Below are 19,462 nucleotides of genomic sequence, written 5' to 3'. Positions count from 1 at the left end.
CTCAGCGGGCCATCATCTCATCGAAGGTTTTTTGAGCAGCTTCGCCATTCTTGACCCACCAGTCCGCATTCGAAAACACCGAAGTGCCGGCATTTTCAGGCGCGGTCGCAAGGGTCTTCAGACGGTCCTCGGGAATAAGGCCACCCTCATAGCCAGCAGGATTGACCGGGCCATAAGCGATGAAATCGGTCAGCTTCGCCACGCGCGCGGGCTGTGTCATCGCCGCGATGAGTTTCATGGCCGCTTCCTTGTTCGGCGCCCCCTTCGGTACCCCGAGGCAATCCGTACCGATGACGGAACCCTTGAACGTGTAATCGACCGCGCCGCCATCCGCTTTCACGGTTTGGGCCCGCCCGTTCCAGGTAACGACCAAATCCGCCTCGCCATCTTTCAGCAACTGCGCAGACTGAGCTCCCGAAGTCCACCACACCGCGACATTTGGTTTGATCGCTTCAAGCCGCTTGATCGCGCGATCCAGGCCCTCCGGCGTGCTGAGCACGGAATACACGTCGGCCGGTGCTACGCCGTCCGAGAGCAGCGCGATCTCGATCGAGTCCTGTGCATTGGCGCGGAGGGCGCGACGGCCCGGAAATTTGGCAACATCCCAGAACTCCGCCCATGTCTTTGGCGGGTTCTCGCCATAGGTCTTGGTGTTCCAGGACATGACGGTGCCATAGGAGTCGAACGGATAGCAGTAGTCGGACTTTGCGCCATCCGGCACGGCCTTTGGATCGATGATCTTGTAGTCGAGCGGCTCCAGCAGCGACTGTGCGGCGGCCTGCGCGCCCTCCGGTGAGCCCAGGTGAATGACGTCGGTTGTGACCGCGCCCGAGGTGACCTGCATCTTCAGGGCGGCCAAGCCGTCGCTGAGGGTCTCCTCGCGGACATCATAGCCAAGCTCTTTTGCAGCGGGGGCCCACATGGCTTCCTTCATGGCGTTGCCATAATCGCCGCCCGCGGTCGTGATGGTGACTGATTGGGCATAGACCGGCACGGCGGCCGAGAATGCTAATGCCGTCAAGGAAATGCGTAACCAAGACATAGGTTCTCCTCCCTAGAATTTGTTGAGACGCGCTCAAAATGGCCGATTCTTGACAATCGTAACGTTACGATTGCATCCAATTGCAGGAGAGTCAAGCTGCTTTAGCGAGAGCTTGGATTGACCGTGAGGTGGAATTCGGTCACGTAGTGGAAGTCAGCAAATCAGCCGGCGCTTTCGCAAATGAGGTCGGGCGACATGACCAACCTGAAACAGATCGCGGCGGAACTTTCCCTTTCGGTCACCACGGTATCCCGCGCGCTGAAGGATGGGCCGGAGGTTCATCCCGCCACCATCGCTCGCGTCAAGGAAGTGGCGCAGCGGGTCGGCTATGTGCCAAATCATCATGGCTTCGCGCTCAAAACTGGCCGCACGCTGACGATGACAGCAATATACCCGATGGAAACAAAAGATCATCTGTCCGATCTGTTGAAGCTTCCGTTAATCGAAGGCATGACGCTGGCGGCGCGGCAAGCGGGTTATAGCCTATCCATCTACTCCACCACGCCCGATGATGATCCCATCGAGAGTGTGCAGCGACAGCTTCAGGCGGGCAGCACAGACGGACTGATTATCACACGCATGGTCTCGGGTGATCCGCGCGTTAAGCTATTGCTGGATAGAGGCATGCCATTCGTCGCGTTTGGAAGAACTGACCTGGATACAGCATATCCTTATGTCGACATCGACAATGAACAGATTGCCTACGAGGCGACCCGGCGGCTCATGGACAAGGGCTGCCGACGCATTGCGCTGCAACTTCTCGTTCCGGGCGACCAGGCGAGTGCCATGCGTCTTTCCGGGTATGGAAGGGCAATGGCCGAGGCTGGTATTCCGATCGACCAGTCGCTGATCGGTCATGGAATGTTCACCATGGAATCGAGCGCAGCCTGGTTCGATCGCATGCTGGCCTGGTCAGATCCGCCGACGGGCTTGGCATGCGCCAACGAACTGGGCCTTCTGGGGGCATTACACGCTCTCGGCAGAAGAGGTCTCGCGCCAGGGAGTGACATCCACATTGTCACTCGGGACAGCACGCGGCTATCGCGCTTCCTGCCTGCGAAGATCGGCGTTCATTTCGTGGACATAGCGGGTGTCGGACGCAAACTTGTCGAAGTCCTGGAGAGCCGGATCGCCAATCCGATTGGACCGGTCGCGACAGTCTTGTTCAAAGGAGAGTTCGACCCTGGCGAATAGCCTCCCCTGGGTCTCATTCGACCGGAGCGGCGCCAACCTGACCGGCGACTTCCTGGTCGAGTTCCGCGAGAAATTCGGTGATGCGCGCCGCATTGTCGCCGAGGTCGTAGCGGCCGTAGCGGGATGCCGACCGCATGTCGACGATGACCGTGTCGCCATCGTCCGTCACGCGGATCGCCACGTCGGCGGGAAGGCCGATCACGAAGCCCTTGGCGACGGCGGTGATGGTCACCTCGCTTTGCCCGGCGAGATCGGGATAGGGTTCCGACAGCTCCCAGTCGCGCCGGTCGAGCACGGTTTCGACGGCATTGACGACGGTCTCGAACGGCAGGTCGTAGCTGCGTGCGCTGACCAGCGGATAGCTATCGGTCTGCAGCCGCTGTTCCCCAGGCGTCGACGGCGCAAGCACGTTCATATCCTTCCTCCGGTCGCTCACGTCGAGCGCCGGCGGTTCGTCGAAATCCGTCGAGATATCCCTGAGCGGCGGATAGATCGTCGCCCAGTAGGCGGCGACGCCATAGGGTGCGAGCACCAGCAGTGCCAGCAGCGCGCCGACCGTCAGGTCGCGACCGCCGCGGTCGCCGAAATTCCAGAGCCGCGAAAAGGCAAACCCGGCAAACAACAGCGCCATCGCCGCCAGCAGCGCGACAATGCCCAGCACCCACAGAAAGACAGGTGTTTCGACGAGATCGAAGCGATGGCCGACGAAGACCGTCAGCAGCAGCACCAACGAAAAAGCGGCCGTGCGCCGCGACCAGCCGGCCGCCTTCGACGTTTGCCGTTCAGGAATGCTAACCATCGTTTTCCGTGCTGCCCCAACCCGAACGGAGACTTAGTGCCTTTTTGCGATGGCATGAAGCCGAAACATGCACCATCGCGTCAATCCGTCGGCAGGCGATAGTCCTTGAATTGCTGGCGCAAGGTGATCTTCTGGATCTTGCCGGTGGCGGTGTGCGGAATTTCACCGACGAAAGCGACATCGTCCGGCATCCACCATTTGGCCACCTTGCCGTCCATGAAGTCGAGAATGTCAGCCTTGGTCGGTTCCTTGCCCGGTTTGCGGACGACGACCAGCAGCGGCCGTTCGCCCCATTTCGAATGCTGAACGCCGATGGCTGCCGCCTCGGCGACATCGGGATGGCCAACAGCCAGATTCTCGAGGTCGATGGTCGAAATCCATTCGCCGCCGGACTTGATGACGTCCTTCGCGCGATCGGTGATCTGCATGTAGCCGCCGGCGTCGATGTGGGCGACGTCGCCAGTGTCGAACCAGCCATCCTCATCGAACTGCTCCACGGCGCCGCCATAATAGGCACGGGCAACGGCCGGCCCACGCACTTTCAGGCGGCCAAAAGTCTTGCCGTCCCAAGGCTGCTCGTTGTTGTCGTCGTCGGTCACCTTCATTTCGACGCCGAAGGGCGGATAGCCCTGTTTCTGCTGGACATCGAGCCGGGCTTCGCCCTCAAGACCGGCATGGTCCGGCTTCAGGGTGCACAGCGTGCCGAGCGGCGACATTTCGGTCATGCCCCAGGCATGGATGACCTGGACATCGTAGTTCTGCTGAAACTTGGTCATGATCGCGCGCGGGCAGGACGAGCCGCCGATGACAACCTTGTTCAGATAGGGAAGCTTCTTGCCGGTCTCCTCCAGATGCTGCAGCAGCATCATCCAGACGGTCGGCACGGCGGCGCTGAAGGTCACCTTCTCGGTGTCGAGCAGTTCATAGATCGAGGCGCCGTCCATCTTGCAGCCGGGCATGACCAGCTTGGCGCCGATCATCGGCCCGCTCTGGCCAAGGCCCCAGGCATTGGCGTGAAACATCGGCACGACAGGCAGGATCGTATCGCGCGACGACAGTCCCATGGCGTCGGGCATGGCAGCGATCATGGCGTGCAGCACGTTCGAACGATGGCTGTAGACGACGCCCTTGGGATCGCCCGTGGTCCCGGACGTGTAACACATGCCGGCGGCGGTGCTTTCGTCGAAGGTCTTCCAGGCGAAGTCGCCATCCGCTTCGTCAAGCCAATCTTCATAGGCGACCGCGTTGGGCAATGTCGTCGGCGGCATATGCGCCCTGTCGGTCAGCACGATCACCTGCTTCAGCGATTTTACGGCGCCGGCGATTTTCTCGAGCAGCGGAACGAAGGTCAGGTCGACGAAGACTGCCTTGTCCTCGGCATGGTTCATGATCCACACGATCTGCTCGGGAAACAGCCGCGGATTGAGCGTGTGGTAGATGGCGCCGATGCCCATGATGCCGTACCAGGCCTCGATATGGCGTGCGGTGTTCCAGGCGAGCGTCGCGATACGGTCGCCCAGCCCATAGCCGTCGCGCTCCAGCCGCTGGGCGACCTTCAGGGCGCGACGATGGATGTCGGCGTAGGTGGTGCGCACGATCGGCCCCTCGATCGAGCGCGTCACGATTTCGCGCACGCCATGCTGCCGCTCGGCATTGTCGATGAGCTTGTGGCAAAGCAGCGGCCATTCCTGCATCAGTCCCAGCATTGGGTCCTCCCTCACGCTTTTGCGTTGTGCTTTTCGGGCTATTGTGGAGCGAACCGGCCGATTGTCCAGCCGCCAGCACCACCAAGCGCCGCATTGGTGGAAAACCGCCACAATCCGGCCATCGTCGGCGTTAAGTTTCGTTAACGGGCAAAGGGGTGCGATTGGCGACTGAAAGAGGTTCGCATGGACGCGCAGCTCGACGACAAGGCTCTCGAGAGTACGCTTGCCGAAAGTCTGGCCGATGTGGTGCCGGACACAAAGACTGTTTCCGAAGATGAATTTGTTGAAGTTGTCGGCGGCGCGCTGGAAGCGGTCGGCGGCACGCTGCTGTTCAAGATGTGCGTCCAGAATCAGGGCGAGGACCAGCACGTCGCGGCCGCGTCAGTCGGCGATGGCGGAAACCGCCAGTTCCTGCTGCTCACCTTGCCTACCGGCGGCGGTTCCTTGAAGGTCGAGACCGTATCGAGAAGCAGCAACCCGGTCGCCGGGATCGCTGCCGCCTATGCCGGTCTCATGGACGTGTTCAAGGCCGCTGCCTGACAGCTGACGACAAGTATCTCGAGGGTTCCAAGGCGCGATCCATCGGCGTCGGCCCGGCAAGTTTTGCGTACTGGATGGCGATAGCGGCTTGCACAATGCGCTTGCGCGACACACCTTAAAGTCGACGCAAGGAGAGCCCCCGCATGGATCAGATCGCCAACCCCGCACCCGGTTTCCAACGCAACCCAGACAAAATCATCACCATCGAGTCCTATGCCGGCACCGTTACCGTGCGTGCCGGAGACATGGTCATCGCTTCAACAGCGAAGGCCAAGGTGCTGACCGAGGCCCCCTATCCGGCGGCGTTCTACATTCCGTTCGCCGACATCGATTTCGGCAAGCTCGGCCGCACCGACCACTCGACCCATTGCCCCTACAAGGGCGATGCAAGCTATTGGAGCGTGCTGCCTGCCGGGGAGACCGGCCAGAACGCCATGTGGGCCTGTGAGCGGCCTTTCGACGAGATGGCTGAGATCCGCAACCACGGCGCATTCTATGCCAGCAAGGTCACGATCGAAGCCAAACCGGACTGAGCCGACGCCGAAGGCATCGAGATCCGCTCGGCTGGCCACTCACTCCGTCGTGCCGTTGTTGCCGATGCCTTCGGCATCGTCGAGCCGCACAAAGGTCAAGCCCTTGGCCTTGAGCGCCAGCAGCCCCTGCACCACGCCTTCGCCGGCCGCATGGGTCGGCTGGTTGATGTGCGAGATGATGACGTCGCCATCCTTGGCCGCCGCGATGCGCCGGGCGGTCTCCTTGGCGCCGAGCAAAGAGCCACCGTCGCCGTTTATCGAGAAACCCGCGACCTTGAAGCCAAGCTTGCGGATCATGGCGATTGCCGACGGGCTGTATTCGGCGGTTGCGCCACGGAACCATTTCGGTGCCGGCTCGCCGGTCCCGGCAAGAGCGGCGGCTCCCGATTCGACCTCGGCCAGCACCGCGTCCGGGCTGCCGGCACTGCGGATGCCATAGATTTTCCGCGGCGTGTCGACCGCCGGAATGTGGTGGCCGCCATGATTTTCCAGTTCGAACAGATCGGGATGCGCCCGCATGATTTCGACGGCGGCGGCGTTTCGCCTCAGCCAGATGCCGGTCACGAAAATGGTGGCGGGAATCTTGTTGTCCACCAGCGCCGAAAGTATCCGGTTGTCGGTCTGTCCACCGCACGCGTCGAGCGTAAGCGCCACACGGCCGGCTCCGCTCGCCTGCGACTTGATGTGCAGCGTCGGCTCGACGAGCGGCGCGGCATGGCTGGCGGATGCCATCGCCCACGACAGGGCGATCATGCAGAGATTTTTTTGCAGCAGGCGCATCAAACCGATTCCCGGACCCGTCATTTCAAGCAGGCATCCCAACGACCCGCATGAAGGCGGAAATCGGGATGGTGCATAGCTGAAAAGCGCTCCGCGACAATGTGACCGTTCCTGTGGGCGACAGGTCATTCCACCGCGTCGAGAGCGGTCGTGCATGCGGCGCATGATCTCAGATGGCGTGTTCCAGTTTCATTTCGGTGCGCGAAAGAACCTCGCGCACCGCATCGACCACAGGCTTGACCTCCAGGCCCCAGACGCAGCATGCTTTGCTCGGATCCGGCGCGCGGCAGAGGTTTTCGGCCATGCAGGCGCAAGGCATCGGCGGCTGGAGCGAGATGCTGGGCACGCCGACGGGACCCCAGCGCGACGGCTCCGTCAGACCGAACAATCCGACAACCGGGGTTCCGGTGGCTGCGGCCATGTGCATCGGGCCGCTCTCATTGCCGAGAAACAGCCGAGCCTGTTTCAGCAACGCCAGCAGGCTTTCAAGCGACAGGTCACCGACGAGATTGACGACCGAGGGCGCGGTTCTGGCGACGATACGTTCGGCGATCTCGCGCTCGTCCGGGCCGCCCACCAAGACGACATCCAGGCTGGTCTCGCCGGCAATCTCGACGATCACTGCTGCAAACCGCTCCGGCTGCCAACGTCGGCCCTCGAAGCTTGCACCCGCATGCACGGCGATGAATGCGTTTGGCCGCAGATGGTGCTTACCCAGCAGCGCCAATGCTTTCGCCGTCTCCGATGGCAGCGGCTGAAGGTTCGGAATCACCGTGCGAAGTTCGATGCCGAGCGCTTCGAGCGGCGAGAGGTAGCGGTACAGGAAATGCTGACCATCAAAGCCGTAGGGCTTGGCAAAGACATTGGCGGGTTGCCGCTCCAACATACGCAAGGGTCTTTCGGAAGGATTGTAACCGACACGGGTCTTGGCGTTGACGAGCCCGGTGACCATGCGCGACGTCTTCGAATCGGTCAGGTCGATGGTCAGGTCGAAACGGAAGCGGCGCAACGCCCGCACCATGGCGTAGAGCTCCTTCCCGCGCTCCAAGGGCGTTCCGCGCATGCGGTCGCGCCTGAATGCGACCACCTCGGAAGCGATACCATGGGCCATGACGAAGCTCTCGAAGCGGGCCTCGCACAGAAAGACGATGCTGGCGCCGGGGAATTCGAGCCGCAGGTTTTTGGCGAGCGCCGAGGCGAGGACGAGATCGCCTATGAACTTAGTTTGGATGACCAGGATCGAGTGGAACGGCGCGGGAGAAATCTGCAGCATCTGTTTCCGGGAGCAATTTGCGGATGGCCGCAAATTGGGCAGGAACAATGTCGAGATTACGCGACGCCGCCAGCACGTTCGCGTGAATTGCCTTACAAAACGGTAAGCTGGATGGATCCTATCGGCGGCCTGCCTTCGCAACCAGCACCGCTGCCTGCGCGGCCGCCAGCCTGGCGATCGGCACGCGATAGGGCGAACAGGACACGTAGTCGAGGCCGACCTCTTCGCAAAAGCGGATCGAAGCCGGGTCGCCGCCATGTTCGCCGCAGATGCCGAGCTTGATGTCTGGCCGCGTCGCCTTGCCCTTTTGCGCGGCCATGCGCACCAGTTCGCCGACGCCGTCGATGTCGAGCGAGACGAACGGGTCCTGATCGATAATGCCCTTCTGGCGGTAGGTTTCCAGGAACGAGGCCGCATCGTCGCGCGAGATGCCGAAGGTCGTCTGGGTCAGGTCATTGGTGCCGAAGGAGAAGAATTCGGCCGACTCTGCAATGACATGGGCACGGATCGCGGCGCGGGGGAGCTCAATCATGGTTCCCGTGAGGTAATCGATCTTGACGCCGGTTTCCTCCATGACGCTCTTGGCAACCGCATCGATGCGCGCCTTGACGTAATCGAGTTCCTTCACCAGGCCGACCAACGGCACCATGATCTCGGGGACCACCAGGGCGCCGGCCTTCCTGCCGGCCTCCACCGCCGCCTCGAAAATGGCGCGTGCCTGCATCTCGGCGATCTCGGGATAGGAGACAGCCAGGCGGCAGCCGCGATGGCCGAGCATGGGGTTGAACTCGTGCAGCGCCTCGGTGCGCTGCCTGAGCTTGTCCGGCGACACCTTCATGGCGGCGGCGACCTCGGCCACCTCCTCCTCGGTCTTCGGCAGGAATTCGTGCAACGGCGGATCGAGCAGGCGGATCGTCACCGGCAGGCCGGCCATGATCTCGAACAGTTCGAGGAAGTCCGAGCGCTGCATGGGCAGAAGCTTAGCGAGTGCGATGCGCCGGTCCTTTTCGGTGTCGGCCAGGATCATCTCGCGCATGGCGACGATGCGCTCGCCGTCGAAGAACATGTGCTCGGTGCGGCAAAGGCCGATGCCTTCAGCGCCGAAGGAACGCGCCATGCGCGCGTCGAGCGGCGTTTCCGCATTGGTTCGTACTTTCATGCGGCGCACCGCGTCCGCCCATTCCATGATGGCGGCGAAATCGCCGGAAAGTTCCGGCTGCAGCATCGATACGGCGCCCTTCAATATCTGGCCATTGCTGCCATCGATGGTGACGATGTCGCCCTTGCGGAAGGTCGAGCCCATCGCCATCAGCGTGCCGGCCTTGTAGTCGACACGCAGCGAGCCGGCCCCGGAGACGCAAGGCTTGCCCATGCCGCGTGCCACCACCGCGGCGTGGCTGGTCATGCCGCCGCGCGTGGTCAGGATGCCTTCCGCCGCATGCATGCCGTGGATGTCTTCGGGGCTGGTTTCGATGCGCACCAGGATCGCCTTGCGGCCCTGCGTCTTCAATTCCTCGGCGTCGCCGGAGGAAAAGACGATCTCGCCGGTGGCGGCACCGGGCGACGCCGGCAGTCCGATGCCGATGACGTCGCGCGCGGCCTTGGGGTCGATGGTCGGATGCAGCAACTGGTCGAGCGAGGCCGGGTCGATACGGGCGACGGCTTCCTCCTTCGTGATCAGCCTGTCCCGCGCCATCTCGACGGCAATTTTCAGCGCCGCCTTGGCGGTGCGCTTGCCGGAGCGGGTCTGCAGCATCCACAATTTGCCGCGCTCGATGGTGAATTCGAGATCCTGCATGTCGCGGTAGTGCTTCTCCAGATTGTCGGAGATGGTGACAAAGGACTGGAACGCGTCAGGCATCAGCTTCTGCAGCGACGGCTTGTCCGAGCCGGCTGCGATACGCGCCGCTTCGGTGATGTTCTGCGGCGTGCGGATGCCGGCGACGACGTCCTCGCCCTGCGCGTTCACCAGGAACTCGCCATAGAGCATCTTTTCGCCGGTCGAAGGGTTGCGCGTGAAGGCAACGCCGGTGGCCGAGGTTTCGCCCATATTGCCGAACACCATGGCCTGGACGTTGACCGCCGTGCCCCAGCTTTCGGGAATGTCGTGCAGGCGGCGATAGGTGATGGCGCGGTTGTTCATCCAGCTCGAGAACACGGCTGATATCGCGCCCCAGAGCTGCTCGTGCGGATCCTGCGGAAAAGGCCTGCCGAGCTCTTCCTCGACCTTGGCCTTGTAGAGCGCGATGACGCCCTGCCATTCGAGCGCCGTCAGTTCGGTGTCGAGCTCGTGCCCGAGCCCGCCTTTCTGATCTTCCAAGATTTCTTCGAACACCTCATGATCGAGGCCCATGACGACATCGGAATACATCTGGATGAAGCGGCGGTAGCTGTCATAGGCAAAGCGCGCATCGCCGGAATCGGCGGCCAGCGCCTCGACCGTCTCGTCGTTCAGGCCCAGATTGAGCACGGTGTCCATCATGCCGGGCATCGAGGCGCGAGCGCCCGAACGCACCGACACCAGCAGCAGTTTCGACGGGTCGCCGAACCGACGGCCGGTCAGCCGGCCGATGTGATCGAGCGCGACCGCGACATCGGCTTCCAACCCGGCCGGATAAATACGGCCGTTGGCGTAGTAGGCGTTGCAGACCTCCGTGGTGATGGTGAAGCCCGGCGGCACCGGCAGCCCCAGGCTGCACATCTCGGCCAGGTTGGCGCCCTTGCCGCCCAAGAGATTCTTGTCGCTGGCACGGCCTTCCGCCGCACCATCGCCAAAGGTGAAAACCCATTTGGTCATGCATCGCTCTCCGGTTGCAGGAGATTGGAAAGATTGGCGAAACGGAAAGTTCCGCCGGTCCGTCCTTGGAGCGATATGATGCTGCAGTGCGAAAGGCAAGCGCCGGCAAAGCGGTCGGCCTTCTACAATCGATTAAGCAAAAGCCGCGTCCGAAGATGCGGCAAAATGACTTGCCATTCCGAGGTTTTTGATGTAGAACATAAGGGGAACAAACAGGTGCGCCATGAAACTGCCCGGAAAACTCGACTATCTGGAAATGCCCGCGACCGGTGGAACGCTGGACCGGCTGAAGGCTTTCTACAGTACTGCCTTTGCCTGGTCGTTCACCGATTATGGGCCGACCTATTCGGCCTTTGCCGAAGGCCTGGACGGAGGCTTCCAGGCAGATGCCGCGGAAGCGCCATCAAAGCCGCTGCCCGTGCTCTACAGCAGGGATCTGGAGCAAACCCTCGACGCTGTCGAAAGCGCCGGCGGCACGATCGTCAAACCGATCTTCCCGTTCCCCGGCGGCCGGCGCTTCCACTTCGTCGATCCAGCCGGAAACGAGATGGCGGTGTGGTCCGAATAGCCCGCTGCATATCATTTGGCAGCGCTGCGTTGCCTGCCCAATTCGAGCGTTCCAACCGTCACTCATAAGGATTGTGCTTTTTGGCTGCTCTGCTAATAACGCGCCGCACAAGCGACTCTGACGGCAATTGGGGCGTCGCCAAGTGGTAAGGCATCGGTTTTTGGTACCGACATTCCCAGGTTCGAATCCTGGCGCCCCAGCCATCTCGCTCAGGTCCGTTCCGGACACATAGGACCCGAGAGTACATTTGCGATCTTCCATGAAGCCGGTCGGTTAATAGTTCGACTGCGTCATAAGTTCAGCGAAACCAACGCCATCGCGGCAAATTCGGGTCAGCATTTGCACATGATCTGGACAGTGTCGCCTTGAACATCTTCCTCTTTCCATACATAGGTCGGCCAGGTGGGTGGCGGCTCAACATGGAACTTCAATGAACCTTCCTATCTTCGCCATCAACCTCGATCGCGAGACCCAGCGCTGGAGCGAATTGCTCGCCAGCGCCGAAGCGGCAGGACTGACCTTGCAGCGCATTGCCGCCGTCGACGGTCGGGCGCTTGCTGAAAAAGACTGGACGGAGATCGATCTGCCAGCCGCGCGCAAGCTGAGCGGGCGCGACATCCTTTCGGGCGAATATGCCTGTTACCGCAGCCATATCCAGGCGCTGGAGGCATTCCTCGCGGGTGGCGGCGCCTATGGCCTGATTGTCGAGGACGACGTCCTCTTCAGCGAAAACACCATACGGCGCATCGAGGCCATCATCGCGGCGGTGCCGGATTTCGACGTCATCAAGCTGACCAACCATCGCATGAGCTTCTTCATGCGCGCCGTCGAGACGGCGGAAGGCGACGAGATCGGTCGTGCGCTGCATGGCCCGCAAGGCTCGGCCGCCGCCTATCTGGTGACGCGGGAGGGCGCGCAGGGTCTGTTGTCGGCGCTCGCCGTTATGAAAATGCCATGGGACGTTGCACTCGAGCGCTTTTGGGATACCGGCCTGAAAGTCTATTCGGTCCGCCAAAACGTGCTTGGCTTCGCCGCCAGCAGTGGGATCTCGGGCATAGCGGGCCCCTCGGGAAGCTACAAATCCGCAAGGCTGGGCGGGCCGAGCCGGATACGTGCCGGGGTGTTGCGGGCCAGCGACGAGCTGCGCCGCCTGCATCACGTCCTGCTGCCGCCCCCTCTGCCGCGAGATGCCCTGGATGATGCCAAGGACAACGCGCCGCGCCACACCTTGCTTCTGTTGCTTGCGGCACTCGCCATTCTAGCTTTGGTCTCCGCGGTGTGGCGCGAGGCCGACACCTACCGCTATGCGGGCCTGGCGCTGGCCCTGTTCGCGGTCATCCGCTGGTTCAGAGTGGATTTGTGGACCTACAGCAAACCGCTGATCGGTTGGGTCGGCTTTCTGTGTCTGGGCTGGTCGCTCTATGTCTTCATCCGACTGGCGATCGTCTATTTCGGCACCCACCAGTTGGGTGGCGCCGAAGGCATTTACATGTTTCCGCTGTTCTACGCGACGACCGGCTTCGCGTTTCTGCTGTTTGTCAGGCAACCCGCACGGCTCGTGCTCTGGTTCATGATCCTCAGTCTCGTCTTCCTGGCTGCGGACACCTTCTATTCGGACATGTTTCAAGGCATCCAACCGGCCCCGTGGCTTTTCAACAATCCCATCCACGCGTCGGTAGCGGCCGGTTTCATCTTCCTCTGCACGCTGCAATTCATGGCCTACTCGGCCCAGAGAACGGACCTCGGGAAAGCAACCAAGAACCTGCATTGGGTCCTGTCGACAGCCGTCCTGCTGCTTGCCCTCGTCAATATCATCGAGATGCGGTCAAAGGGAGTGTGGCTTGCGCTTGCGCTCGCTCTGCTCTTGTTGGCGGTCATGACCCTGGCGAGAGGCCATCGTCGCGAACTGTTGGTTTCGGGTGGCGTGCTGGTGATCGTGGCGGCCGGCATTGTCGCAGCACACAACATCTTCTCGTCCACCGCCGACGATACCATGGCCTTCGTCAAAACCTTGGTTCCGGATGTGTTCAGGCATGGCATCCTCCCCGCCTTCGATCGCGCCATCGCGAGCGATGCGGTGCCACTTGCAGCCAAGGAAAGGCTGATGCTGTGGGCGGATGCGATCAATATCTGGAAACGCCACCCGATCTTCGGAGCCAGTTCCAGTTGGCTGACCGAGTGGGAGAACAGAACCTATCATCCCATGATCTTCAACGTCTTCCACAATGGTTATCTGGAGATTGCCGTGCGCTATGGTGTGGTCGGACTGGCGTTCTTTGCCTTTCTCTACACCTGGTCGGCCAGGCAGGTTCTACTGGCCATGCGAGCCAAGCTTGTCGCTCCGGCCGCATGGTCCTGCTACATCTCCACACTGGTCTTCTTCGCCCTAACCATCCTTACCAATTCCAACAACCGGCTGGCCATGGGTGAGGCCTTCATGTGGTTTGCCGCGGCGTTCGGCTTCTACTGTTTTTATGTTCGCCAGCAGAAGAACCTTGTCGCGCCGCGGACCTATTTTTAGGGCCTGCCGGCGCAGCACGTATCTGACCAGCCGATTGCGACCAATGCCCCTTTGACGCCCCGCTCAATTTCCCGATAATCGGGAAAGTCGATGCCAAAATCCATGGCTTATCGCCGGCAACCCCTTCGTTACGATCGACACAGATCACAGACGGGGGTTGTCACGGACATGCTGACGGACAGGCAGGCACGCGAGGCGGTGGAGCAGTACCGCGAGGAAGGATACGCGGTCGTTCGACAATTCGTCGACGGCGACGAGATGATCCGGCTGAAGAAGGAAACCGATGCGGTCTATGCCGAAGGCCTCAAGCATCACGCCACCTTCCGGAACGGCAACCTGAATTTCCAGATCCTGCCTGAATCGGACTTTGGCCAACGCTATGTGCTGCAGGCTTACTGGTTTTCCTGGATCAATTCCTATTTCGAAGCATTCCGCCGCAATCCCGACTATCTGAAGCTGCTCGAGGGCCTGATCGGCCGTGACATAAGGCAGATCGCCCAACAGCTGCACTGGAAGCCGCCCGGCGCCAATGTCACGGGTTATCGCTTCCACCAGGATCTGCGCTTCCGTAACCAGGCCGCCTTCGACAATGTCGCCGACGCCACCGTGACAACAGGCCTCGCGGTCGATCGGGCGACGCTGGACAATGGCTGCCTCCAGGTCGTGCCCGGCAGCCACAAGCTCGGCTATCTCGGCCTGTCGGACGAGGGAACCGGCGAACTGATGAAGGGCCTGACCGCCGAAGAAGAGTTGCGCAAGGTCGGCATCGACCCGGCGACCATCGTTCCGCTGGTGCTGGAGCCGGGCGACCTTGCTTTATGGGGGCTGCTTACCGTGCACGGCTCCTCGCCCAACAAATCGCAGCACGACCGGGCCTTTGCGCTGTCCAGCTATGTGCGGGCCGATACGACGCAACGTGGCGAATGGGCGTTCAGGGACGGTGTTTCGGTGCCGCTCGGCAAGACGCCGGCACTGTGCAAATACGAAAAGCTCTTCGAGGAGCCGGGGCCGATGTACGACACCACCGCCTGGTGGAAATGACGCCGCGTCGGGCGACGGGGGCAGAGGGGGCCTGGCGTTCGCGCCAGGCCCCTGACGGCGTTGGCCATGGGCAATCGCGCAGCATTTCAGGCGGTGAAGTCGGCCGACAGTTCGCGGATCAGGAAGTCGACGAACGCGCGCACCTTGGCCGCAATATAGGTGCGGTGCGGATAGAGCGCGTAGATCGGGCTGGAGCCAGGGCGAAACTCATCCAGTTGCACTTCCAGCCGGCCGTCCCTGATCGCAGCGTCGACCAGCAGGCTGGGCAGGTTGCCGATGCCGAAACCGGCGGTGGTCATCTGGTAGGCAGCCTCGACGCTGTTGGTCGAGATGCGCCCGCCGACAGCCGCATCGAAAGGGCCGTCGGGTCCGATAAATGGCCACGTGCCAAGGCGCTTGGCGAAATTGCTCAGCACGCAGGAATGGCTTGCCAGCTCATCCGGGTGGACCGGACGGCCGTTTGCATCCCAATAATCGGGCGTGGCGCAGACATAGTTGCGGACTTCACCAAGCCGGCGGGCAATCAGGGCGGAATCCGCCTGACCGCCGAAGCGGATGGCGACATCGTAGCCTTCCTCGACAATGCCGACGACATAACGCGCGGTGAGGTCGAACTCGATCGTGGTGAGCGGGTTTTCTTCGAGGAATTTCGGCACCAGCTTGGTTATGCGCGTGTGGCCCAGAACATTGGAGCAGGAAACCCGGATCAGGCCGCGCGTCTCCTTGTGCAGGCCGCGCGTCGAATCCTGCAGTTCGGAAATGTCGTCGAGCAGGCTGCGCGCACGCGGAGCATAGTCGCGGCCCGCCTCGGTGAGGCTAAGACGCCTTGTGGTGCGATTGATGAGCCGGACGCCGAGGTCGTCTTCCAGTTCCTTGATGGTGCGGCTGACCGCCGTCGTCGACATGTTGAGATCGCGCGCCGCCGCCGACAGGCTGCCCAGCAGGCAGACCCGATCAAACACCCGCATCGCCGTCAGAAGATTCATCTTGCCTTTCCCTCGCCGTCGCGGCCCCGCCGCCATCGGCTGCGTCCTGTAGAAAACAGCGACCAGCAACGACGCGGCAAGGGCATTCCACCGAATTTGGGCGTAAAATCAACAATGGGAGAACCGATATGACATCCAGACCTCTTCATCCCGCCATCGGCACATTTGCGAAAGGCGCGAAGAGCGGCGCGCTTGGCCGCCGCGAGTTCCTGGCGCTGGCCAGCGCCTTCGGCGCCAGCACGGCGATTGCCTATGGGCTCATCGGTCAGCCGGTCCCGGCGCTGGCCGAGGAAGCCGCCCAACCCAGGAAGGGCGGCGTGCTGCGTGTTGCCATGCAGGTGATGGAGCTGGAAGACCCGCGCAAGTTCAAGGTTTCGCAGATGGGCAACATCGCCATGCAGTTTCTCGAGCCGCTGGTGCGCTGGAAGCCGGATTTCACCTTCGAGCCGGTGCTGCTGCAGAGCTGGGAGATCAATGCGGACGCCACGGAATATGTGCTCAAGGTGCGTCCAGGCGTGAAATGGTCGAACGGCGACGATTTCAACGCCACGGATGTCGCCTTCAACATCACGCGCTGGTGCGAGAAGGATGCCGCCGGCAACTCGATGGCCGGGCGCATGACCGCGCTGATCGATCCCGATACCAAGGTGGCGCGCACTGGTGCCATCGAGGTTCGCGACGGCCACACCGTGGTCCTGAAACTGTCTCAGCCCGACATCACCATCATCCCCGCGATGACCGACTACCCGGCATTGATCGCCCACCACACCTTCAATCCGAAGGCTGCGCCCCTGTCGGCCAACCCCGTTTCCACGGGCCCGTTCGAACTTAAAAGACTCGATGTCGGCGTTGCTGCCTCGGTGCGCAAGCGGCCGGACGGGTCGTGGTGGGGCGGCGAGGTGTTCCTCGACGGCATCGACTGGACCGATTACGGCACCGACTCGGCCGCCACCGTCTCCGCCTTCGAATCCGGTGAGATCGACCTGAATGGGCAGACGCAGTCCTATGACGTCGCCATGCTCGACAGGCTGGGCCTGAAGAAAAGCGAGATCGTCACTGCCGCCACCCTGGTCTCGCGCTGCAACGTCAACGCCAAACCTTATGACGACAAGCGCGTGCGCAACGCCATACAGCTTGCGGTCGACAACGAAGCGGTGCTGCAACTGGGCGCCGACGGCATGGGTATCGTCGCGCAGAACGATCATGTCGGACCGATGCATCCCGAACACGCCGACTTGCCGCCGATCAAACGTGATCCGGTCCGGGCCAGGGCATTGCTCGAGGAAGCCGGCCAGCTCGATTTCGAGTTTGATCTGATCTCGGTCGAAGCCGATTACCGCAAGGAAAGCTCCGATGCCGTTGCCCAGCAGATGCGCGAAGCCGGCTTCAAGGTGAAACGCACCGTCATCCCGGAATCGGCATTCTGGAACGACTGGACGAAGTATCCCTTCGCGACCACCAATTGGAACGCCCGACCGCTCGGCATCCAGACCTATGCGCTTGCCTACCAGACCGGTTCGGCATGGAACGAGACAGGGTTCGCCGATCCCGACTTCGATGCCAAGGTCCACAAGGCCAACGCCATCGCCGATCCGGAGCAGCGCCGTGCGGTGATGAAGGAACTGCAGGTCATGCTGCAGGATTCCGGCATCATCGTTCAGCCCTACTGGCGAAAGCTGTTCTGCCACATGAAACCTGCCTTGATGGGTTACCAGATGCATCAGGCCTATGAGCAGGATTTCACCCGGGCCTGGCTCGCCGCCTGATCGCGGGCAATCCCTCCGACAGGGTGGCGCATTTTCGGCGCCGCCCTTCGCCTGCTCACCGGGAAAGTTGCGCCGAAGCGTCGGCATCAAGGGCATCCGAGGAGCAGTGCGGGCTTCGCATCGGGCATGATGCGCAGGTGCGGCCACACGCGCCATGCCTTGGCAGGTCGGCCGGGATTCCGGGCCACCGCACCGGACCGGTTGGCACATCAAGCGGGTGAAACTTTTTGGTTTCCGCCTCTGTCATCATCAAGCTCCGGTTCATGGCTGGAGCTTACTTTTGACTGATGGAAGTGAAACCCGCTTTCCCGGGCAACGACCTTCCCGAAAACCGGGAGAATTGCGCTCTTGGTGCCGACGGGGAGCCGAGGCAGCAAGACGACCCGCATGAGCGGTTTGCCGCCGCCTGATGTTATGCCGGATCTCAACAGGTCTCTGCCGCTCAGTTGGAGTAAATTCGCCTGCCTATTGTGCGGAACTCCAGCCTGTCTCGAACGTTAGAACCGACATCTGCGAGATATTTCCTGCTGACGCGATAGGCAGTATTATGAAGCGGGTGGGACGCCCCCAAGCCACACCGCCTGTCGGATATGAAGCAATTTTGCGTTGAGATCGCGGAACATGCAGCGTTATTTCCATCCAATCTGGAGATCTTAAATTGCCAGCTCGAATATGCTGCGTCTTTGGCAGCTGGCAATTGCTCAGCCTGGTTGCCTCACTTCGCCAATCAACAATGGATGGAAGCTCCCCGGCGGATGAGGAGCATGAGGATTACCTTCTGCTCTATGAAACGGCCGGCGTTTCCGAGCATTTCAAGACCGGTCTTGCTGAACTTGCGTCTGCAGTATGGACCTGGAGACGGATCATATGGGCGTACGACCTTCTGACGTCCGAGCGTAAATATGGGCAACTGCAAATTTTCCGGGTCCATCGTCTGATCCGAGACACAATTGGTCTCGACGCGAGTACCGCAGCTGAAATCTGGGCCTGCTTCGTTAACCGGCCATCGGAAAAAATACTGCTGGACTCATACCCGGAAGCCAAGATCATTTTGTATGAGGATGGCTTGACGTCATACCTTCCATTCGAAATGTCAACCATGTCACGGCCGCCAGGCACCAGGTTTAGACGGCGCATCACCGGAGCCTTGATTGCAGGAATCTCTACAATTTCACCGGCGTTCCGACTGAGGAAAGCGGCCGACAAGATAGAAAGACACCATCTGAGGCGGGTGACAAAGTTTTATTCTTTGCTTCACGAAATCCCCATTCACGATGCTCTGGAGAACGTACCAAGATTTCAGGTCGGCGCTTCGCTGATGCGCGACGTAATAGATGAAGCCTGCAGGGATGCGCTTTCCGGCGGCAAACATTGCCGTGCGTCAGCCAACCCACGGATCCTGCTGCTCGGCCAAGCATTGTCGCGAAACGGCATAATGTCGTACGCGCAAGAGGCGGCGATCTATAGACGAATTGCGGAGCAGATCGTCGAGAGGGGATACGACGTCGTCTGGAAGGAACATCCAAGAATAAGCACGCCCTTCTTCCCCGAATTGCTGGATACGGTCGGCAATGTGACGGCCGACGCCAGCACCAGGATCATGGAGGCGAGCCTCCCACACATATATCCGATAGAGCTTGTCGTATCCCGGATGAACATTGTTGGGTGCGTCTCCGGCACGTCAGCTGCCCTTCTCTACCTGAAGTGGCTTTACGGCATCAAAACATACACATTCGCGGAAACCTTGATCCCCCTGATGACCGGCGCGGATATTCTAATGAGCGAAATGGTGAAAGCCCATGCGGAGCCCTTTTCAGGGCTCCAATCTTTGAACGCAACCAAGGATCCGTTGAAAGGCGGCAGCCCGAACAGGTTGAACACGATCCTCTGAATCCAACTCAGGCAAACTCGATCTG

Annotated in this window: 15 protein-coding genes and 1 tRNA gene; 9 read left to right on the top strand and 7 right to left on the bottom strand. The window is 61.2% G+C overall.

All coding sequences use genetic code 11. The features are described from left to right. Position 1 precedes the first annotated feature (1 nt). The gene (locus NKI99_RS30485) at positions 2 to 1,042 is read right to left on the bottom strand and encodes an ABC transporter substrate-binding protein (RefSeq protein ID WP_023808560.1); all 1,041 of its coding nucleotides are present in this window, start codon (positions 1,040 to 1,042) and stop codon (positions 2 to 4) included. Between the two features lie 195 nt (positions 1,043 to 1,237). Here NKI99_RS30485 and NKI99_RS30480 point away from each other — a divergent pair, with 195 nt between their 5' ends. Continuing rightward, positions 1,238 to 2,236: a LacI family DNA-binding transcriptional regulator gene (locus NKI99_RS30480; RefSeq protein ID WP_023808561.1), complete on the top strand. Its 999-nt coding sequence runs from the start codon at positions 1,238 to 1,240 to the stop codon at positions 2,234 to 2,236. 13 nt (positions 2,237 to 2,249) lie between these two features. Here the strand turns inward: NKI99_RS30480 and NKI99_RS30475 are convergent, their stop codons facing one another. Together NKI99_RS30475 and NKI99_RS30470 are read right to left on the bottom strand one after the other, a co-directional pair. Continuing rightward, positions 2,250 to 3,035: a DUF1499 domain-containing protein gene (locus NKI99_RS30475; protein ID WP_023808562.1), complete on the bottom strand. Its 786-nt coding sequence runs from the start codon at positions 3,033 to 3,035 to the stop codon at positions 2,250 to 2,252. 80 nt (positions 3,036 to 3,115) lie between these two features. After that, on the bottom strand, positions 3,116 to 4,741 hold the full coding sequence (locus NKI99_RS30470) for a fatty-acid--CoA ligase (RefSeq protein ID WP_352613246.1): 1,626 nt from the start codon (positions 4,739 to 4,741) through the stop codon (positions 3,116 to 3,118). Between the two features lie 183 nt (positions 4,742 to 4,924). Between NKI99_RS30470 and NKI99_RS30465 the strand changes: the two genes are divergently transcribed. Both NKI99_RS30465 and NKI99_RS30460 read left to right on the top strand, forming a co-directional pair. Beyond that, a complete protein-coding gene (locus NKI99_RS30465; protein WP_023808564.1) occupies positions 4,925 to 5,281 on the top strand; it encodes a hypothetical protein in 357 nt (118 codons plus the stop codon). Between the two features lie 143 nt (positions 5,282 to 5,424). Continuing rightward, on the top strand, positions 5,425 to 5,814 hold the full coding sequence (locus NKI99_RS30460) for a DUF427 domain-containing protein (protein ID WP_352613244.1): 390 nt from the start codon (positions 5,425 to 5,427) through the stop codon (positions 5,812 to 5,814). 39 nt (positions 5,815 to 5,853) lie between these two features. Here NKI99_RS30460 and NKI99_RS30455 read toward each other — a convergent pair whose 3' ends face one another. From NKI99_RS30455 to ppdK, 3 genes are all read right to left on the bottom strand, one after another. Continuing rightward, on the bottom strand, positions 5,854 to 6,594 hold the full coding sequence (locus NKI99_RS30455) for a polysaccharide deacetylase family protein (protein ID WP_023808566.1): 741 nt from the start codon (positions 6,592 to 6,594) through the stop codon (positions 5,854 to 5,856). 169 nt (positions 6,595 to 6,763) lie between these two features. Next, positions 6,764 to 7,867 carry a glycosyltransferase family 9 protein gene (locus NKI99_RS30450; RefSeq protein WP_352613242.1) on the bottom strand — a complete coding sequence of 368 codons (1,104 nt, stop codon included), beginning with the start codon at positions 7,865 to 7,867 and terminating at the stop codon, positions 6,764 to 6,766. Positions 7,868 to 7,985: 118 nt separating this feature from the next. Beyond that, a complete protein-coding gene (gene ppdK / locus NKI99_RS30445) occupies positions 7,986 to 10,664 on the bottom strand; it encodes a pyruvate, phosphate dikinase (protein ID WP_352613240.1) in 2,679 nt (892 codons plus the stop codon). A 223-nt stretch (positions 10,665 to 10,887) separates the two neighbouring features. Between ppdK and NKI99_RS30440 the strand changes: the two genes are divergently transcribed. From NKI99_RS30440 to NKI99_RS30425, 4 genes are all read left to right on the top strand, one after another. Then, positions 10,888 to 11,232 (top strand): VOC family protein, encoded by a 345-nt coding sequence (locus NKI99_RS30440; protein ID WP_127290804.1) that lies wholly within the window; start codon positions 10,888 to 10,890, stop codon positions 11,230 to 11,232. 128 nt (positions 11,233 to 11,360) lie between these two features. Next, a tRNA-Gln gene (locus tag NKI99_RS30435) sits at positions 11,361 to 11,435 on the top strand. 227 nt (positions 11,436 to 11,662) lie between these two features. Next, a complete protein-coding gene (locus NKI99_RS30430; RefSeq protein WP_352613238.1) occupies positions 11,663 to 13,753 on the top strand; it encodes an O-antigen ligase family protein in 2,091 nt (696 codons plus the stop codon). 168 nt (positions 13,754 to 13,921) lie between these two features. Then, a complete protein-coding gene (locus NKI99_RS30425) occupies positions 13,922 to 14,794 on the top strand; it encodes a phytanoyl-CoA dioxygenase family protein (RefSeq protein WP_352550799.1) in 873 nt (290 codons plus the stop codon). Between the two features lie 86 nt (positions 14,795 to 14,880). On the opposite strand, the gene NKI99_RS30420 is transcribed toward NKI99_RS30425, so the two are convergent. Further along, positions 14,881 to 15,780, bottom strand: a complete 900-nt coding sequence (locus NKI99_RS30420) for a LysR family transcriptional regulator (protein ID WP_127290810.1) — start codon at positions 15,778 to 15,780, stop codon at positions 14,881 to 14,883. A 128-nt stretch (positions 15,781 to 15,908) separates the two neighbouring features. Here NKI99_RS30420 and NKI99_RS30415 point away from each other — a divergent pair, with 128 nt between their 5' ends. Then, entirely contained in the window at positions 15,909 to 17,546 is a 1,638-nt protein-coding gene (locus NKI99_RS30415) for an ABC transporter substrate-binding protein (RefSeq protein ID WP_352613236.1), read from the top strand. A gap of 658 nt (positions 17,547 to 18,204) precedes the next feature. Then, positions 18,205 to 19,437, top strand: a complete 1,233-nt coding sequence (locus NKI99_RS30410) for a polysialyltransferase family glycosyltransferase (RefSeq protein ID WP_352613234.1) — start codon at positions 18,205 to 18,207, stop codon at positions 19,435 to 19,437. The last annotated feature ends 25 nt before the right edge of the window (positions 19,438 to 19,462 follow it).

The sequence above is a fragment of the Mesorhizobium sp. M0239 genome, from assembly GCF_040321815.1.
Taxonomy (GTDB): Bacteria; Pseudomonadota; Alphaproteobacteria; order Rhizobiales; family Rhizobiaceae; genus Mesorhizobium.
Note: the sequence above shows the minus strand (reverse complement) of the source record. Positions and strands in the feature narration are given on the sequence as shown.